14 protein-coding genes and 1 riboswitch are annotated in these 17,066 nt (G+C 44.3%); of the genes, 6 read left to right on the top strand and 8 right to left on the bottom strand.

Features of this window, described 5'->3' with window-relative positions:
* The first annotated feature begins 99 nt into the window (after window positions 1–99).
* Together argH and FQV37_RS04005 are read left to right on the top strand one after the other, a co-directional pair.
* A complete protein-coding gene (gene argH / locus FQV37_RS04010; RefSeq protein WP_134292393.1) occupies window positions 100–1,473 on the top strand; it encodes an argininosuccinate lyase in 1,374 nt (457 codons plus the stop codon).
* A 316-nt stretch (window positions 1,474–1,789) separates the two neighbouring features.
* Window positions 1,790–2,080, top strand: coding sequence for an oxidative damage protection protein (locus FQV37_RS04005; RefSeq protein WP_057757820.1), 291 nt, complete (start codon window positions 1,790–1,792; stop codon window positions 2,078–2,080).
* Window positions 2,081–2,177: 97 nt separating this feature from the next.
* Here the strand turns inward: FQV37_RS04005 and phoU are convergent, their stop codons facing one another.
* From phoU to pstS, 5 genes are all read right to left on the bottom strand, one after another.
* Window positions 2,178–2,963, bottom strand: a complete 786-nt coding sequence (gene phoU, locus FQV37_RS04000; protein WP_134292272.1) for a phosphate signaling complex protein PhoU — start codon at window positions 2,961–2,963, stop codon at window positions 2,178–2,180.
* Between the two features lie 115 nt (window positions 2,964–3,078).
* Window positions 3,079–3,915, bottom strand: coding sequence for a phosphate ABC transporter ATP-binding protein PstB (pstB, locus tag FQV37_RS03995; RefSeq protein ID WP_134292392.1), 837 nt, complete (start codon window positions 3,913–3,915; stop codon window positions 3,079–3,081).
* Between the two features lie 172 nt (window positions 3,916–4,087).
* A complete protein-coding gene (pstA, locus tag FQV37_RS03990) occupies window positions 4,088–4,993 on the bottom strand; it encodes a phosphate ABC transporter permease PstA (protein WP_102078265.1) in 906 nt (301 codons plus the stop codon).
* 71 nt (window positions 4,994–5,064) lie between these two features.
* A complete protein-coding gene (pstC, locus tag FQV37_RS03985; RefSeq protein WP_160021391.1) occupies window positions 5,065–6,018 on the bottom strand; it encodes a phosphate ABC transporter permease subunit PstC in 954 nt (317 codons plus the stop codon).
* A 209-nt stretch (window positions 6,019–6,227) separates the two neighbouring features.
* The gene (pstS, locus tag FQV37_RS03980; protein ID WP_160021390.1) at window positions 6,228–7,394 is read right to left on the bottom strand and encodes a phosphate ABC transporter substrate-binding protein PstS; all 1,167 of its coding nucleotides are present in this window, start codon (window positions 7,392–7,394) and stop codon (window positions 6,228–6,230) included.
* A gap of 293 nt (window positions 7,395–7,687) precedes the next feature.
* Window positions 7,688–7,832: riboswitch (TPP riboswitch) on the top strand.
* A 249-nt stretch (window positions 7,833–8,081) separates the two neighbouring features.
* Here pstS and thiC point away from each other — a divergent pair.
* The gene (gene thiC, locus FQV37_RS03975) at window positions 8,082–10,196 is read left to right on the top strand and encodes a phosphomethylpyrimidine synthase ThiC (RefSeq protein WP_240990942.1); all 2,115 of its coding nucleotides are present in this window, start codon (window positions 8,082–8,084) and stop codon (window positions 10,194–10,196) included.
* Between the two features lie 124 nt (window positions 10,197–10,320).
* Here thiC and FQV37_RS03970 read toward each other — a convergent pair whose 3' ends face one another.
* Together FQV37_RS03970 and FQV37_RS03965 are read right to left on the bottom strand one after the other, a co-directional pair.
* A complete protein-coding gene (locus FQV37_RS03970) occupies window positions 10,321–11,211 on the bottom strand; it encodes a fructose bisphosphate aldolase (protein ID WP_160021389.1) in 891 nt (296 codons plus the stop codon).
* A gap of 175 nt (window positions 11,212–11,386) precedes the next feature.
* Window positions 11,387–12,235 carry an EamA/RhaT family transporter gene (locus FQV37_RS03965; RefSeq protein ID WP_160021388.1) on the bottom strand — a complete coding sequence of 283 codons (849 nt, stop codon included), beginning with the start codon at window positions 12,233–12,235 and terminating at the stop codon, window positions 11,387–11,389.
* Between the two features lie 369 nt (window positions 12,236–12,604).
* Here FQV37_RS03965 and FQV37_RS03960 point away from each other — a divergent pair, with 369 nt between their 5' ends.
* From FQV37_RS03960 to FQV37_RS03950, 3 genes are all read left to right on the top strand, one after another.
* A complete protein-coding gene (locus FQV37_RS03960) occupies window positions 12,605–14,521 on the top strand; it encodes an ABC transporter ATP-binding protein (RefSeq protein ID WP_160021387.1) in 1,917 nt (638 codons plus the stop codon).
* An 84-nt stretch (window positions 14,522–14,605) separates the two neighbouring features.
* On the top strand, window positions 14,606–15,496 hold the full coding sequence (locus tag FQV37_RS03955) for an alpha/beta fold hydrolase (RefSeq protein WP_102092667.1): 891 nt from the start codon (window positions 14,606–14,608) through the stop codon (window positions 15,494–15,496).
* Window positions 15,497–15,516: 20 nt separating this feature from the next.
* Window positions 15,517–16,134, top strand: a complete 618-nt coding sequence (locus FQV37_RS03950; protein WP_160021386.1) for an alpha-ketoglutarate-dependent dioxygenase AlkB family protein — start codon at window positions 15,517–15,519, stop codon at window positions 16,132–16,134.
* 32 nt (window positions 16,135–16,166) lie between these two features.
* Here the strand turns inward: FQV37_RS03950 and FQV37_RS03945 are convergent, their stop codons facing one another.
* Window positions 16,167–16,979, bottom strand: coding sequence for an EcsC family protein (locus FQV37_RS03945; protein ID WP_160021455.1), 813 nt, complete (start codon window positions 16,977–16,979; stop codon window positions 16,167–16,169).
* Between the last annotated feature and the right edge of the window lie 87 nt (window positions 16,980–17,066).

Raw genomic sequence — 17,066 nt, 5'->3', positions numbered from 1 at the left:
CCTAGTAATCCCGATTCAAATAAAAATTCATCTGCCACTGATTTTAGCACAGATGCCCCTATAACAAACGCAGCGCCACAAAACAGCCAAGGCCAACAGATGTGGGGCGGGCGCTTTAGTGAAGCGACGGATAGCTTCGTTGCCGCCTTCACCGCTTCGGTTGGTTTTGACCAACGCTTCGCGCGGCACGATATTCAAGGCTCGATTGCGCATGCCACCATGCTTAAAGAGTGCGATATCTTGAGCGCCGAGGACGTTGCGACTATTATTGACGGTCTACAACAAGTACTACGTGAGATTGAAGCCGGTGAGTTTAACTGGTCGATTGCGCTTGAAGACGTGCATATGAACGTTGAATCACGCCTGACAGATATCGTCGGTGCGGTGGGCAAAAAGCTACATACAGGTCGTAGCCGTAACGATCAAGTCGCCACCGATATCCGCCTGTGGCTACGTGAAGAAACTGATAATATCATCGCCCTATTGGTACGTTTACAAAGCGGCTTGCTAGATTTGGCTGAGCAGCATACTGATACTATCATGCCAGGCTTTACCCATTTGCAAACCGCGCAGCCCGTCAGCTTTGGTCATCACGTAATGGCATGGTTTGAGATGTTATACCGCGATACCGAACGCCTCGTTGACGCGCGTCGCCGTATCAATCAAATGCCGCTCGGTAGCGCCGCCCTTGCGGGTACGACCTTCCCCATCGACCGTAAGATTACGGCCAAACTGCTAGGTTTTGAAGGTATTTGTCAAAACTCACTCGATGCGGTTTCAGACCGAGACTTTGCCATTGAGTTTACCTCAGCAGCTTCTATTCTAATGATGCACATGTCACGCATGAGCGAAGAGATTATTCTTTGGATGTCCGCGCAATTTAACTTTGTGCAAATTCCAGATCGCTTTTGTACCGGCTCCTCTATCATGCCGCAAAAGAAAAACCCTGATGTACCTGAGTTGGTTCGCGGTAAAGCCGCCCGTGTCTTCGGGCAGTTAATGACGCTATTAAGTCTAATGAAAAGTCAGCCGCTTGCCTATAACAAAGACAACCAAGAAGACAAAGAGCCACTCTTTGATTGCGTCGATACCTTAACGGGTTCGCTATTAGCGTTCGCTGATATGCTACCAAATATCACGCCAAATAAAGAAAACATGCGCGCTGCTACGATGAAAGGCTATGCGACAGCGACTGATTTGGCTGATTATTTGGTGCGTAACGGTGTCGCTTTCCGTGATGCTCACGAAGTGGTTGGTCATGCCGTCGCTTTAGGGATCAAAGAAGGTGTTGATCTAAGTGATTTGTCATTGGCACAGCTACAGCAATTTAGCGATGCTATCGGTGAAGACGTCTTCGACTATCTAACGCTAGAAGGCTCATTAGCAGCTCGTGACCATTTAGGTGGCACTGCGCCAAACCAAGTCAAGCAAGCGGTGATCAATGGCCGTGCTCGCTTAAAAACTTTTGCCTAACCAGTACTTTTGAATAAAAGCTAACCTGCTAATATAAATTTAACACCCGCTACTTATGCGGGTGTTTTTATTTGTCCTATGACCTTTACCGGTTTAGCCAATGTCATTTTCAAAATATCACTAGCTTTGAAAATTTCAATAAAAAGGCTGAACGTGGATAATATTTGTCATACACCAACTACCAGAGACTGTATAACAAATGAATAGAGGCTTGACGGTATACATTAGTACCCTTTGCTAAATCTACCAAGACCGTTATCATAGACTCATATGATATTTGATTTAACCACTTAATATAATGAATAAGGAATGCCTTATGACTGAGACTTTTAACCCTCAAGCAAATACCGTGTTTTGCCGTAAATATAAGCAAGATTTACCGAAAATGCCGCATCCACCCTTCCCTAATAAAAAAGGTCAAGAGCTGCAAGAGACCGTATCTGAAAAGGCGTGGAAAGAGTGGCTTGAGCATCAAACAATGCTTATTAATGAAAACCATCTAAGCATGATGGATCCTGCTGCCAAAAAGTTTTTGACAGAGCAGCGTGATAAGTTCTTAGACAACGAAGACTATGAGCGTGCACAAGGCTGGACACCAGAAAGCTAGTATTTACTGGCTTTCTACTAGCTACATTTAGTAGTTATAAAAAAACGCGCTTACTTTAGCGCGTTTTTTTATTATAAGGTGAAGATCACAGTCATTCCTAGCAGCCTTCATCACTATCTGACGTTTCAAGATCATTGGCTGACAATGTACTAACTTGACGAGCAGCTAAGCGATTATTGGCTTCTTGTACCGCTTTTTTGACCATGGCATAGTCTGAATGACGCACGTCTTGTCCACTGATATAGTTAATCACTAGCTCTGCGACATTTTGTGCATGGTCACCGATACGCTCTAGCGATCGTAATATCCACATGATATTGATGACTTTTGATACGTGGCGCGAGTCTTCCATAATATAGGTCATTAAGGCACGAATGGCTGACTGATATTCGGTATTGACCACGCTATCATTACGCATCACTTCAAACGCTTGCTCCGCATTCGACTGACTAAAAGCTTCTAGCGAGTTGTTTAGCATCAGACGAACTTGATTGCTCAGATGCTGAACTTCAGCGTAACCGTATGCTGATTTACCTTCTGCCGCTATTTTACTGGCCATTCGCGCAATTTTTACCGCTTCATCGCCGATACGTTCCAAATCGACCACACCTTTACTAATCGACATGACTAAGCGCAAATCACTGGCAGCTGGCTGGCGCTTGGCAACCAATAATAAAATGTGCTCGTCGAGTTCGACTTCCATTCGATTGATATCGAAGTCCATATCGATGACTTCTTGCGCCAGTGTTTCATCTTTATCGATCAGAGCATGAATGGCTTTGGCCACTTGGTTGGCCGCGCTATCACCCATGTATAAAAATAAACGGATGGCTTCATCAAGATCTTGGTCAAAACTTTTGGAGATATGCTTATCACTTTGCATGAGAGGTATTCCCTAGAATCTATATTTTAATAGCGCAGTGTGCCTATGAAGTTAGAAAGTCGGCTTATGGCTAATCAGCTTTGTCTGCTTGTACCGATTTCATTCCCAATCAATGTTAGCCATAACGACCTGTAATATAGTCTTCCGTCGCGGTTTGGGTAGGCTTGGTGAATATTTGATCGGTCTCACCCATCTCAATCATATCGCCCAAATACATATAGACCGTGTAGTCAGATACGCGTGCTGCCTGCTGCATATTGTGAGTGACGATAGCGATGGTATAGTCGTTTTTCAGATCTTCGATCAAATCTTCGATAGCACCCGTCGAGATAGGATCCAGTGCTGATGTCGGCTCATCAAGCAACAGTACTTCAGGCTTAGTCGCCACACTACGTGCGATACACAGACGCTGCTGCTGGCCACCTGATAATGACAATCCCGATGCTTTTAGCTTGTCTTTCACTTCTGGCCATAGCGCTGATTTTTTCAGTGCCCACTCGACGCGATGATCCAGCTCGTCTTTGCTTAATTTTTCATACAGTCGTACGCCAAAGGCGACATTGTCATAGATTGACATCGGAAATGGCGTCGGCTTTTGAAAAACCATGCCAACTTGTGCACGCAGTAAGTTCACATCGATGTCTTTACCCAAGATGTTTTTGCCATCTAGATTGATATTGCCCTCTGCACGCATACCTGGATATAGATCGTACATGCGGTTAAAGGTACGTAGTAGCGTAGACTTGCCACAACCTGAAGGACCAATAAAAGCGGTCACTTTTTTATCCGCGATATCGATATTGATGTTTCTCAATGCCTGAAAGTCATCGTAATAGAAGTTTAGATCTCGAACTTCCATTTTTGCAGCAGGCATATTCTTAGGAATATCTTGAATCGTTTGCTTATTAAAATCAGCAGTGTTTGGTTGCTGAGCTTGGGCGCTAGTAGACATGGGTCTATTTAATAGGCTGCCTGTTGCCGTATTAAAGTTGTCAGCAGTCGTGTTCGTACGGACGTTGCTTAGGACATCATTCATAATATTTCAACCTAGCTCAATTAATTTCATATAAGTTTAAGTAAATGCTTAGCGTGTAGCGTACTACAGTCTGGTCTGCTCTCAGCCCTTATTTGGGCTGACCTCTACCACCGATAAATCTTGCCAATATATTCAACACTAGGACAGACGCGGTGATAAGTAATGCTGCCGCCCAAGCCAATGTATGCCAGTTGTCATAAGGACTCATCGCAAACTGGTAAATGGTATTGGGTAAGTTAGCAATAGGCTGACCCATATCTGTACTGAAGTATTGATTGTTAAGTGCGGTAAATAGTAACGGCGCTGTCTCACCAGTGATTCGAGCAAAGGCCAGTAGCACACCTGTGGTCAGTCCAGCTCGTGCAGCTTTTACCGTAACTTGAGTGACCAACTTCCATTTAGGAGTACCTAGCGCATAGGCTGCTTCGCGTAGACTATTCGGTACCAGATTCAGCATGTTTTCTGTCGTACGCACGACCACTGGAATAACAATCAGCGCCAATGCCAACGCGCCCGCCCAACCAGAGAAACTTTGACCTTTTACCATCAGTGCGTAGATAAATAGACCGATGACAATCGATGGCGCCGACAATAGAATATCATTTAAAAAGCGTGTGACCTTGCCTAGCATACTGCCTTTAGAAAACTCAGATAAGTAAATACCTGTCATAAGACCAATAGGGGCACCGATAAACAATCCTGAAAACGCCAACATGACCGAACCAACGATGGCATTGCGTAAACCGCCTGCACTCATCGGTGGCGGCGTATCAGCAGTAAAGATTGGTAGCTGCACCATGCCTTGGAAGCCTTCAACAAACAAAGTCACCAAAATCCATGACAACCAAAACAGGCCAAAAACCATCGCTGACATGGCAAAGCCTAGACCTAACTTGTTGGTCAAACGACGCTTGTTATACAGGCTTTGATTGTAGCGGGTAGCGCCGTTTGGCTTAGTAGGTAGTGGTGCATTGATCGCATTGTTAGCAGGCATAATATTTATTTCCCATATCTTTTATCAATATCTATCAATATCTATCAAGGTTCAATAAATCGGTAACAGATCTATCGATTACCTGCTTTGTGATCCATGCGCATGAGCATCAGTTTTGCTAAAGACAGCACAATGAAGGTGATGACAAATAAGATTAAGCCTAGATGTAGTAAAGACGCTAGATGCAGCTCACTAGACGCTTCAGCAAACTCATTGGCCAAGGCCGAGGTAATTGTCACACCAGAAGTGAATAGGCTTGGACTGATATTAAACGCATTGCCAATCAAGAAAGTAACTGCCATCGTCTCACCCAATGCTCGACCCAGACCCAAAATTACGCCACCAACAACACCAGCTTTGGTATAAGGTAGGATAATTTTGAACATGACTTCCCAAGTCGTCGCGCCCATGCCATATGCTGACTCTTTCAGTAAATCGGGTACGACAGAGAAAACATCGCGCATGGTGGCAGCGATGAACGGTATGATCATAACGGCAAGTACTAGGGAAGCGGTAAACATACCCAGTCCCATAGGCGCACCTGCAAACAGCTTACCAATAATAGGCAAAGGGCCGACGTGCTCAATAAACCATGGCTGAATGTGATCACCAAAGAATGGCGCAAATACGAACAATCCCCACATGCCGTAAATGATAGATGGAATACCAGCCAACAACTCAATGGCGATACCAAGTGGTTTTTTGAGGAACTTAGGGCACATCTCGGTTAAAAATATCGCAATACCGAAACTGACTGGAACCGCGATAACAATAGCGATAAATGACGTGACTAAAGTACCGTAAATAGGCGCTAATGCCCCGTATTCATTGGCGACTGTATCCCAGTTATTGCTGGTGTAAAATCCCAAACCAAACTCTTGAATACTCGGCCATGCTCCAACAATTAGAGACACCAAAATGCCCCCTAAAGATAGGAGGACGAGTATGGCAAACGCTTTAGTAGAGTTGACAAATAAAGCGTCGTAACGTTTTTGTTTAGCCAGTTGGGACCTTAAGTCTGTCATAAGTGTCTCAGCATTTAATGGGATGAATCGAAATATTAAAAAGATGTATATCAGGTCTTAACACAACAAACTTAAACGGTATGAGTAAGCATATCTATCGAGATGTATTCATCAAATTTGCTGTGTTAAAACCTCTCAAACAACTACCGGAGAATAGTTATTCGAGAGGATAACTTGTAGGATACTAAATAGTATTTAGCAGAAACAAATTACTGAGCTGGCTTGTAGACAGGCTGTCCATCGCTACCTTTCACTTCGTTCCACTTCTCTTTGAACAAGGCTACTGCCGTGTCAGAGAATGGTACGTAGTCTAGTTCCATGGCGCTGTCATCACCTTGGGTATAAGCCCAGTCAAAGAAGTTCAACACGCCAGCGACTTGCTGAGGATTTTCTGGTTGCTTATGTACCAAGATAAAGGTCGCAGCAGCGATAGGCCATGCTTGGTCAGTTTCAGAGTTGGTGATGACTTTATAAAAGCCTTCTTGTTGTGACCAGTCGATATCACCTGCTGCAGCAAACGTCTCAGCAGATGGCTGTACGATGTTACCAGCTGCGTTTTTCAGCGCAGTATGTGACATTTTATTTTGCTTAGCGTAAGCATACTCAACATAACCGATAGAGTTTTTCATGCGGTTTACGTAGCTTGAAACGCCTTCGTTACCTTTACCGCCTGCACCAGTAGCAGAGGTCGGCCATTTGACGGTTTTATCAACGCCAACAGTGTCTTTCCAGTCTGGTGAAACCTTGGCAAGATAGTCAGTGAAGTTGAAGGTCGTACCTGAACCATCTGAGCGGAATACTGTTGTGATTGGGGCATCTGGCAAGGTCAAATCTGGGTTCATCGCCTTAATCGCAGGGTCATTCCAGTTGCTAATCTTACCCAAATAGATATCAGCTAAAGTCGTACCGTCTAGCTTCAGTGCACCAGGCTCAACGCCATCAATGTTGACGATTGGTACAACACCACCGATGACTGTTGGGAACTGAATCAGACCTGCTTCGTCTAACTCTTCAGGCGTCATTGGGGCATCAGAAGCACCAAAATCTACTGTTTTTGACTGGATTTGTTTGATACCACCAGATGAGCCAATCGATTGATAGTTGACTTGGCCACCAGTCGCAGCATTATAGTCATATGACCATTTCGCATAGATAGGCTGCGGGAACGACGCACCTGCACCTGTAATATTCATAGCGATATTTTCAGCAGATTTAAAATCTGACGTAGCAGTAGATGCTGTCTGAGAGGTTGTTTCAGCTGTTGTCACAGCGCTACTGCTAGTATCAGCAGTTGGCTCCGCCGTATCTGTTGACTTATTACACGCCGTAAGCATTAATGTACAACTGACGGCCACTGCTAATAACGAATAACGCATGTAGGACTCCTGAAGTTTAACAACGGTATAAAAAAGCATTGCTTGTGATATGCGTGTTATCTTGCCAAATCTTTATGACAGTTTAATGACAACTTCTAGAATCCTTCATTCGCTTTACATAATATTTGAATAATTCGTCTACAACCTAGCAGTATTAAGCACTCTCATCTATCAACACTCAGAAAAATTATTCACGAAAATATTGAACCGTGTGTTTGACACGGAATATTTGTATCCAAATACCATTAGCCGTTGGTACAGAATTTTGTTAGTATGGAGGCTGATTTACAACACTGACAGACTCGGGGTGCGGTGTATTTTTGGCTCACTTTATTAAAATTACTTTATTAAAGTAGTCGCCTTGATACATTCGCTGAGAGATCACCCGCCGAACCTGATGCGGTTAGTACCGACGCAGGGAAGTCTTAAGCACTTTGTTATTTATGACAAAGGGCGCGTAGAAATACATTTTTATCGTCACTACTGTCTTAATATGCGTGATGCATAGCCAGATAAGAAGAGAGGATATAAAGCTGCGTCCAATATTTGATGAGCACCATGCGCGACGATATTTTTTGGTCGAAGTTGTGGGTTCATGATATAAACTTGTCTAGATGATGGATGGCTACCCCCGCAGATACTGGCGGTGTTGATTTTATTCAAAAAACCAACACGCTAGGACAGCATATGACTACTGCAGACACCACCTCAATTGCACCGAAAGCCCAAACGCATAACCCAGCCGACAACACAACGCTTGCCTCAAATGCTGCTGACACGACCAACGTCAAAGCAGATAAAAAAGCAGATGCGCTAAAAACCCCTGCTCACCGCGATCAGACAGACGTGCGCTTTGAAGAGGATGCGCGCGACTTGCACCGTATTTTGCCTGCGTCCCGTAAAGTTTATATCGAAGGCTCACGCCCTGATATTCAAGTACCTATGCGCGAGATCACGCTTGACCCTACCCCTGTGCAAGGCGTTTCTGAAAAAGAATGGGAACAGAACCCACCCTTTTATGTCTATGACACCTCTGGCGTTTATACCGATCCTAACGTTGAGATTGATTTGACCAAAGGCTTGCCAAAGCTGCGTGAAGGCTGGATAAATGAGCGCGGTGATACCGAACAATTAAGTGGATTGTCTAGCGCTTATGGTCTGGCGCGCGCTCGTGACATCAGCACTGCTAACTTACGATTTGCTCACATTGATAAACCGCGCCGCGCCAAAGCAGGACAGAACGTTACACAGATGTACTATGCGCGTCGCGGCATCATCACTCCTGAAATGGAATATATCGCCATACGCGAAACGCAAAAGCAGCATGAACTGACCGATATGCGTCAACATGATGGCGAGAGCTTCGGTGCCAATACGCCTCAAATCATCACCCCTGAATTTGTCCGTGATGAAGTGGCGGCTGGACGCGCAATTATCCCAAACAACATCAACCACCCTGAATCTGAGCCGATGATCATCGGGCGTAACTTTTTGGTGAAAATCAATGCCAATATCGGTAACTCAGCGCTGGGTTCGTCTATCGATGAAGAAGTGTCCAAAATGACGTGGGCAACACGTTGGGGTGCGGATACTATTATGGATCTATCAACGGGCAATCATATTCATGAAACCCGTGAATGGCTAATCCGTAACTCTCCTGTACCGATTGGTACGGTACCGATTTATCAAGCACTAGAAAAAGTCGATGGCGTCGCTGAAGACCTAACGTGGGAGATATTCCGTGATACGTTGATTGAGCAAGCAGAGCAAGGAGTCGATTACTTTACTATTCACGCCGGCGTACTATTACGCTATGTACCGCTCACCGCAAAGCGTCTGACAGGTATTGTCTCACGTGGTGGTTCTATCATGGCGCAGTGGTGTCTAGCCCATCACAAAGAAAGCTTTTTATACACGCATTTCGAAGATATCTGCGAGATTATGAAACAGTACGATGTGGCATTTAGTCTAGGTGATGGCCTACGTCCTGGCTGCTTGCAAGATGCCAATGATGAAGCGCAGTTCGGTGAGCTACGTACGCTTGGTGAATTGACCAAAGTCGCATGGGAGCATGATGTACAGGTGATGATCGAAGGCCCTGGACACGTCGCGATGAACCGCATTAAAGAAAACATGGACTTGCAGCTTGAGCTATGTGCTGACGCGCCTTTCTATACTCTAGGGCCATTAACCACAGATATCGCCCCAGGCTATGACCACATCACTAGCGCCATCGGAGCTGCAATGATTGGTTGGTTTGGTACAGCGATGCTGTGCTATGTCACGCCAAAAGAACACTTAGGTCTACCAAACAAAAAAGACGTTAAAGACGGCATTATTACTTATAAAATTGCTGCACACGCTGCTGACCTTGCTAAAGGTCATCCAGGAGCACAGGCACGTGACAACGCGCTATCTAAAGCACGTTTCGAATTCCGCTGGGATGATCAGTTCAATCTAGCGCTCGATCCTGATACTGCACGTGAATATCACGATGAGACATTGCCAAAAGACGCACACAAATCGGCACACTTTTGCTCCATGTGTGGTCCTAAGTTTTGTTCAATGAAAATCACTCAAAACGTGCGTGAATATGCAGCAGGGCTGGATAAAGAGGCCGCTAACCAAAAAGTAACGCCACAAACAGGCGACTTAACCGATGCCGGTCACCTAATCAAAGAAGTAAATACAGAGCTCGTCGGACAAGTTGGTGAAGCCACTGCTGAGGAAATTCGCCAAGGCATGGCCGAGATGACTAAAAAATATAACAACGAAGGACGCCAGTTATATAAAGAGGTGTAGAGTTAATAACCTATACTTTTGAAATAAGAAAAGCCCTACTATTTAAGTATTTGCACACTTATCTAGTAGGGCTTTTTTTGGCTTATTTACTTATGCTTTATGTGCGAATTTTTATTTACTACGTTTACACTTTTGACGCTTCATAAATCTCTTCAATTGAGGCATTGATGGTTTCAGCAAACTCGCTATCGCTTTGTTGCTTACTCAAACCTTCGGTAAAGGCACGCGAGAAGCTCGCAATCATACCTGGGTTTTGTTTGAGCTTGGCACAAGCATCGCTACGACTATAACCACCAGACAGCGCCACTACTTTGAGCACTTTAGGATGATCAATCAGCTCCTGATAAAACCCCGCCTCTTCTGGCAGGGTCAGCTTAAGCATCACTTGATGTTTTTCACTTAAGCGTTCCAGATTGCGCAGGATATCTGCCTTCAACAGTAACTCGCACTCATGCTTTTGAGTGCTATCAATATTGACTTCTGGCTCGACAATAGGCATCAGACCTTTTGAAATAATCTGCTTAGCCACATCGAACTGCTGCTGTACCACAAGCTCGATACCGTCGACATTTGGCTCATGGATGACTGAGCGCATCTTAGTACCGAATACGGGATAGTTTTTTGCTTTATCTAATAATAGATCTAGATTCGGAATCGGCTTCATAACTTGTACGCCGCTCATTTGCTCAGCCAGACCTTTGTCTACCTTTAAAAATGGTACGATATTTTTATCTTCCCATAGGTAGTTGGCCGTCGACTTGTCATTGACTTCGCGATCCATGGTGTCTTCAAATAAAATTGCACCAAGTACACGCTCACTATCAAAACAGTCACACGTCATGATACGAGCACGCATTTCATGAACCAAATCAAACATGGCCTCATCATTATCATAAGCATCACTGCTGACACCATAAGTCTCTAACGCTTTTGGTGTGCTGCCACCACTTTGATCAAGCGCAGCAATAAAACCCGAACTATTTTTTATACGCTGTAATTGCTTATCGTATTCCATTGAGCCTGCATCCTATTTTTATTGGTTAAGTTAAATATCATAAACTAAGCTTTTTTATTCCATACAAGCCGTGTTATTTGTAGATAACCTTATCATAGGATGATTTGTATGCCTATATAGGATAAGTGACAATATAGTTAAAAAATCATGAAGCCAATATTTTGGACAGAGTGCACTAAGCCAAAAACAGCACCCCTACACAGCAGACTGCCAATACTAACCCTATTATATTGATACGGTTTAGCTGCTCTTTAAACACTCCTACGCCAATCAATGTCGCTACGGCAATAACGCCGACATTCATACCAGTGAAAACAATACTGGGAGAATCATGCAGCACTTGGTGTGCCCGTACATAGGCGTAGATATTTCCCATGTTTAGTGCACCAAGCAGCAAGCCTGTCATAAGCGCTTGTTTTTGCCAACGTACCCTTGTGACAAGTAAATAGATTAGAAGCAATACACCTGCTACCCCGAAGCTAACCAGTAGAGTCAATGGAAAAGCTGCTCCTTGTTTGGCAACTTGTTTGAACAAAATATCAATAATGCCGTAGCCTGCCCATACCCCGAATAACCACAGTGGCGTATGCTTTGCTTGCCGAGTAATATCGTTATGCTGTGGTCGATAGACAAGTGCACCTAATGCCAAAAATCCTAACGCCAATCCAAGTATACGTGTACCAGTCAGCACCTCACCGAATAGCAAAAAAGCCGCTACGATAGGAATGATAAGTGATAAGCGCTGAGACGCGTCGGTTGCTACCATCCCCACCGCTTCAATAGCCCGTCCCAGAATGATAAATACGGCAGGTAATAGTATCCCAAGCGCGATGATGATGCCCCAAGCGCTATCAAGCGCATGTATGGCCCCTATATCAGGTTTTAGTAATACCCAGGTCAGTAAAAAAGCCACAGGATAGCCTGCTACGATGGTCTGACGAATATCTATATTTTTCTGGCGCAATATTTTTAAAAGCACTGAGACAGCGACGCTACATAGCACCGCTATTATTAAATACATCATTCACTGCTACCTTTTGAACTTCAATGTTGAGTTATTACTGTTCGTATGTTTATAAAAACCATTAAACAAAATGCCTGCTAATCAGCTGATTTTCGCAATGAAATCATACTTATAAAAGCAATATTTAAACCATGGATAAGTTTAGATGTAGAATGTAACAAAATATTTTTTCTACAGCAATCTATTTATTATGGTCGTGACTAAGGCACTAAAGACACAGCTATTCTTAAGCAAATTACAATTAGCATGCAGGTATGATTAGTAATTTTGCTAAAATAGCACCTAATCCCAATCACAAAAGTAAAGATTCTAGATAACGAGTCCTCTCGTTCATCTTGACGTACTGCTATTGATGTTTTATTACTGCCTATGAATGCTTTATTTCGCTTTTTCGAAAACCGCCTACCCGCCTTTCCAGATACACCTATGCCATTGCCATCACCTCGCGATGGCATGCTGAAGTTTTTGTGGGCATGTACCAATGGCTTACGCGGCTGGCTACTAATTTTTATGATTTTGTCCGCTGGTATCGGTATCTACGAGGCCATGCTGTTTGCTTGGATAGGTAATATCGTCGATTGGTTGGGCGTTTATACGCCGCAAAACTTATGGGTAGAAAAAGGCGATATGCTGCTCATCATGCTCGCTGTCATGATAGTAAGCCCGTTGTGGATTGCCTTGTCATCGTTTATCCACTTTCAGACCTTGCAAGGCGTGTTTCCCATGCAGATGCGCTGGCGTTTTCATCAGCGCATGCTTGGGCAATCCATGCAGTTCTACCAAGATGAATTTTCGGGACGCGTCTCAGCTAAAGTAATGCAGACAGCCCTAGCAGTACGCGATACCGTGATGACTGTCACCGATATGTTTATGTATGTCTCTGTCTACTTTATCACCTCAGGGGTGATTTTGTTTAATTTAGACAGCTTACTACTCATTCCTTTTGTCATTTGGCTGGTCTTGGTTGCCATCACCATTTGGTACTTTATCCCTAAGCTCAAAGAGACAGCGATTGTGCAAGCAGATGCTCGTGCCTTGATGACAGGACGAATCACTGATGCTTATGCCAATATTATGACTGTTAAGCTATTTAGCCATTCGCGTCGTGAGCTAGGCTATGCCAAAAATGCCATGGGACAGTTTCTAGGTACGGTACATGCACAGATGCGCTGGGTTAGCTATTTAGAAGTATCGACCCATCTTATCAGTGTGATCTTGGTCAGTAGTACCGCAGGTATTGGATTGTACTTGTGGCAACAAGGCGCAGTTGGTGTTGGTGCCATTGCTGCTGCGACTGCGATGGCATTACGTCTAAATGGTTTGACGCGTTGGATTATGTGGCAGACAGCCAGTTTGTTTGAGAGTATCGGTACAGTTCAAGATGGTATGCGTACGTTGTCAGCACCGCAGACAATCATTGATAAACCTGACGCGCCAGCCCTAGCTGTCACAGACGGGCGTATCGTGTTCGATCATGTTGACTTCAGTTATGAGAATGACGAAGAAGACAATGGACAAACTGGCGAGCCTGTCGATGGTACTAGCATCGCTAAGCGCGCTCCTAACTCATATATCAAACTGTTGGACAACTTCCACTTAGATATTAAGCCGGGTGAAAAGATTGGTTTGGTTGGGCGTTCAGGTGCTGGTAAATCGACCTTGGTCAATCTGTTACTGCGCTTTTTTGATGTCGATAGCGGTAAGATTCTGATTGATGGTCAAGCTATTGATGAGGTCACGCAAGAATCGTTACGTCAACAGATTGGTATGGTGACTCAAGATACGTCATTGCTACATCGCACCGTGCGTGAAAATATCGCCTATGGTCGTCCTGATGCTACTGACGAAGAGATTATGATCGCTGCCAAACAAGCTCAGGCATGGGATTTCATCAAAGATTTGTACGATGATAAAGGCAATACAGGACTTGATACCCAAGTGGGTGAACGCGGAGTCAAACTATCTGGCGGTCAACGTCAGCGTATTGCTATCTCACGTGTTATGCTAAAAAATGCGCCGATTTTACTTTTAGATGAAGCCACCAGTGCGTTGGATTCTGAGATTGAATATGCTATTACCGAAAGCTTAAATGACATCATGACCGGCAAGACCGTTATTGCTATTGCCCATCGCTTGTCTACTATTGCCGCATTGGATAGACTGGTCGTTATGCATCAAGGCCGTATCATCGAGCAAGGTAGTCATGATGAACTATTGGCATTGAATGGTGTCTACGCTCGACTGTGGCAGCGTCAAAGCGGTGGCTTCTTAGGTGAAGATAACTAGGATTCATTAAGTCAGCTCAATCATAAAAAGCAAAGCTACGAAAAACAAATCACTCAAAATAAGCCACAAGGAAGTGTTTATTTTATGGAAGCATTCACAAACCGCATTAATCTTGGCGGAAAACAGGCACGCTATTATGACCTTAGCCAGTTTAATCAGCCGTTAGATTTCAGCTCTACTCCCCGCGCGCCAGCACATTTTTATAGTGGTAATAGTTTTACCGTTGGCACTTATACACCGCTATTAAGTAAGCTAGCCACTGAGTTTGATATCAGCTCACTTGCCCTACGTGGCTACTGGTATGATAAGCCGCAGAGCCGTCGTCTGACGCGCGAGCAAGATGCTGATATGCTGATTGAGTTTTTAGAAAAGACCCAAAATAAGCCTGTCATAGGTATTGGTCATTCGCAAGGGGCTACGGCTACAGCGATGGCAGCTGCCAAACGTCCAGAGCTATTTTCACAGTTATACTTGATCGAGCCAGTCACATTTACCAAACACCAAGCCACCTTATATAACCTTTTGCCACGCTCTGTCCTACTGAGCCGCGAGCCTTTCAAAAGCACCTTAACTAAGCAATCTACTTGGCCAAGTACCCATAGTTATTACGAGAGCCTACGTGCGCAGCGTGCTTATAAACGTATCAGCGATGAGCACTTGCAAGTATTTGCTGAACAAAGCCTGAGCAAAAACACAGATGGTAGCTATACGCTTATGTTTGCACCAGAACAAGAGCTGGCCAATTATTTTGGCGCACCTCATATCGATGCTGCCCTTAAAAAACTACGCTGTCCCTACACGTTGATTACAGGCAAGCCTACCCTGTTCATCAATGACAAAGTACGCAAGCAATGGAAAAAATTTGTCCCAGATAGCAGTCTTATTTCGCTGTCAGATTATGGTCATCTATTGCCAATGGAAGCGCCTGAACTATGCGCTCAAATTATCAACGAGCACTATCAAAGCAGTAAATAAGGATTTACAACGACTAAATTATGACTGACCTCTTTGCCCCTGCACCCACGGATAACTTACTACCCTATGATGGTAAGGTGAATGATTTAGGCGTGATTATCGACGATGCCACTGCCCTTTATCACACTCTACTAAATGAGCTACCTTGGCAATCAGATATCGTGACGTTATTTGGTAAGACCCATATAACCACTCGGCAAATCGTTTGGATGGGAGACGAAGATGCCAATTATCAATACTCGGGGCATGTGCGGCAAACCGTTCCATGGACAGATAAAGTGTTTCACGTGAAACAGGAAATTGAGCAAGCTTTAGTAGAGGTTGGCGTCACTGCTAATTTTAATACCTGCCTGCTTAATTACTATCCTTCTGGCGCTGATGGTATGGGCTACCATGCTGATGACGAAAAAGAGCTCGGTCAGCAACCAGTCATCGCCTCCTTATCGCTTGGTGCCACACGCAAATTTGTTTTTAAGCATAAAAAAACTCAAGACAAAGTTGAACTTTATCTTGAGTCTGGTCAGCTCGTTGTGATGCATGGTGACACACAAACCTTTTGGAAACATACGATCACCAAGACAAAGACGGTCGATGCTGGGCGAATCAGTTTAACGTTTCGGCATATGCTTACATCTTGATACTATCGCTGACTTAACGAGCCATCTAAATCTTACGCGAGACGATCTAAAAAGCGCTCACGATAACACTGGTAAGCAGCTTCACACACATTGGCAGTGTAGCTAGCATTAACACCACCTGCGACTACTGCACCCACCGCTGGAATGATTTGCGCCGCCTTTGTCTTAACGATGTTAGTGGCTACTTTAGTCACTGTCTGACGCAGTACACGAGACATAACTTCTTCATTAATCTGATTGAATGCTTGAGTTTCTGGATCTTTAATCATCGCCTGAGTGTCATCTAACGCCGCTTTACACTCCTCAACAGAGGCAGAAGTTGCTACAGCCAACAAAGACATCGCAAATAACTGTTCGCCTTCATCATTGATATCAAAGCCATAGTACGTTGCATATTCTCCAATCGCACGTAGGTTGGCTGTAATAAGCCCAACGACGTCAGCAGGGATACCTGCCCAGCCCACAACCCCTGTAGTCACCCCTTGCGCACTGGTTAGCGCTACATATTTGCTTTTGAAAAGCTTAACTTGTTTATCTACAACAGCAATGGGTAGACGTTTAATGTCAGACAGCGTTTTAATAGAGGAGTCATTAATATCTGCTGTCTCTTGATAGTTATCGATAATGCCTTGAGTGTCCAATGTCCAGTTGGCTGCATCACTTAAAGCAGTAATCGTTTCCTCAGTTGCTTTTTTTAGAGAATCGCCAAATTGTGGAGCTTCCATCAATGCATCACCAGCTGCTATCACAGGGGTATTAAGCACTGCTAACGTCTTATCCAAAATCCCTTTATCGGGGTTCTTCCATGCTTCTATCTCTGCACGGACTTTTGCTTCATAAGCAATGTGGTCATCTGTTTTTTCATTGCTGGTCTGTAGTGGTCAACTAATTTAGGACACCTGATAAGAGGTTTTTGTTAAAATAGCGTCTCT

Origin of the sequence: Psychrobacter nivimaris, assembly GCF_009812035.1 — a bacterium.
GTDB classification, from domain to species: Bacteria; Pseudomonadota; Gammaproteobacteria; order Pseudomonadales; family Moraxellaceae; genus Psychrobacter; species Psychrobacter nivimaris.
This window is presented reverse-complemented; position numbering and strand designations above follow the sequence as displayed.

What these genes read in the sequence shown, in the direction of transcription:
- argH (WP_134292393.1), top strand. Translation starts at nt 100, where the DNA reads ATGTGGGGCGGGCGCTTTAGTGAAGCGACGGATAGCTTCGTTGCCGCC.
- FQV37_RS03955 (WP_102092667.1), top strand. Translation starts at nt 14,606, where the DNA reads ATGGAAGCATTCACAAACCGCATTAATCTTGGCGGAAAACAGGCACGC.
- FQV37_RS03970 (WP_160021389.1), bottom strand. Translation starts at nt 11,211, where the DNA reads ATGGAATACGATAAGCAATTACAGCGTATAAAAAATAGTTCGGGTTTT.
- FQV37_RS03950 (WP_160021386.1), top strand. Translation starts at nt 15,517, where the DNA reads ATGACTGACCTCTTTGCCCCTGCACCCACGGATAACTTACTACCCTAT.
- pstB (WP_134292392.1), bottom strand. Translation starts at nt 3,915, where the DNA reads ATGTCTACTAGCGCCCAAGCTCAGCAACCAAACACTGCTGATTTTAAT.
- thiC (WP_240990942.1), top strand. Translation starts at nt 8,082, where the DNA reads ATGACTACTGCAGACACCACCTCAATTGCACCGAAAGCCCAAACGCAT.
- pstA (WP_102078265.1), bottom strand. Translation starts at nt 4,993, where the DNA reads ATGCCTGCTAACAATGCGATCAATGCACCACTACCTACTAAGCCAAAC.
- FQV37_RS03965 (WP_160021388.1), bottom strand. Translation starts at nt 12,235, where the DNA reads ATGATGTATTTAATAATAGCGGTGCTATGTAGCGTCGCTGTCTCAGTG.
- pstC (WP_160021391.1), bottom strand. Translation starts at nt 6,018, where the DNA reads ATGACAGACTTAAGGTCCCAACTGGCTAAACAAAAACGTTACGACGCT.
- FQV37_RS04005 (WP_057757820.1), top strand. Translation starts at nt 1,790, where the DNA reads ATGACTGAGACTTTTAACCCTCAAGCAAATACCGTGTTTTGCCGTAAA.
- phoU (WP_134292272.1), bottom strand. Translation starts at nt 2,963, where the DNA reads ATGCAAAGTGATAAGCATATCTCCAAAAGTTTTGACCAAGATCTTGAT.
- FQV37_RS03960 (WP_160021387.1), top strand. Translation starts at nt 12,605, where the DNA reads ATGAATGCTTTATTTCGCTTTTTCGAAAACCGCCTACCCGCCTTTCCA.
- pstS (WP_160021390.1), bottom strand. Translation starts at nt 7,394, where the DNA reads ATGCGTTATTCGTTATTAGCAGTGGCCGTCAGTTGTACATTAATGCTT.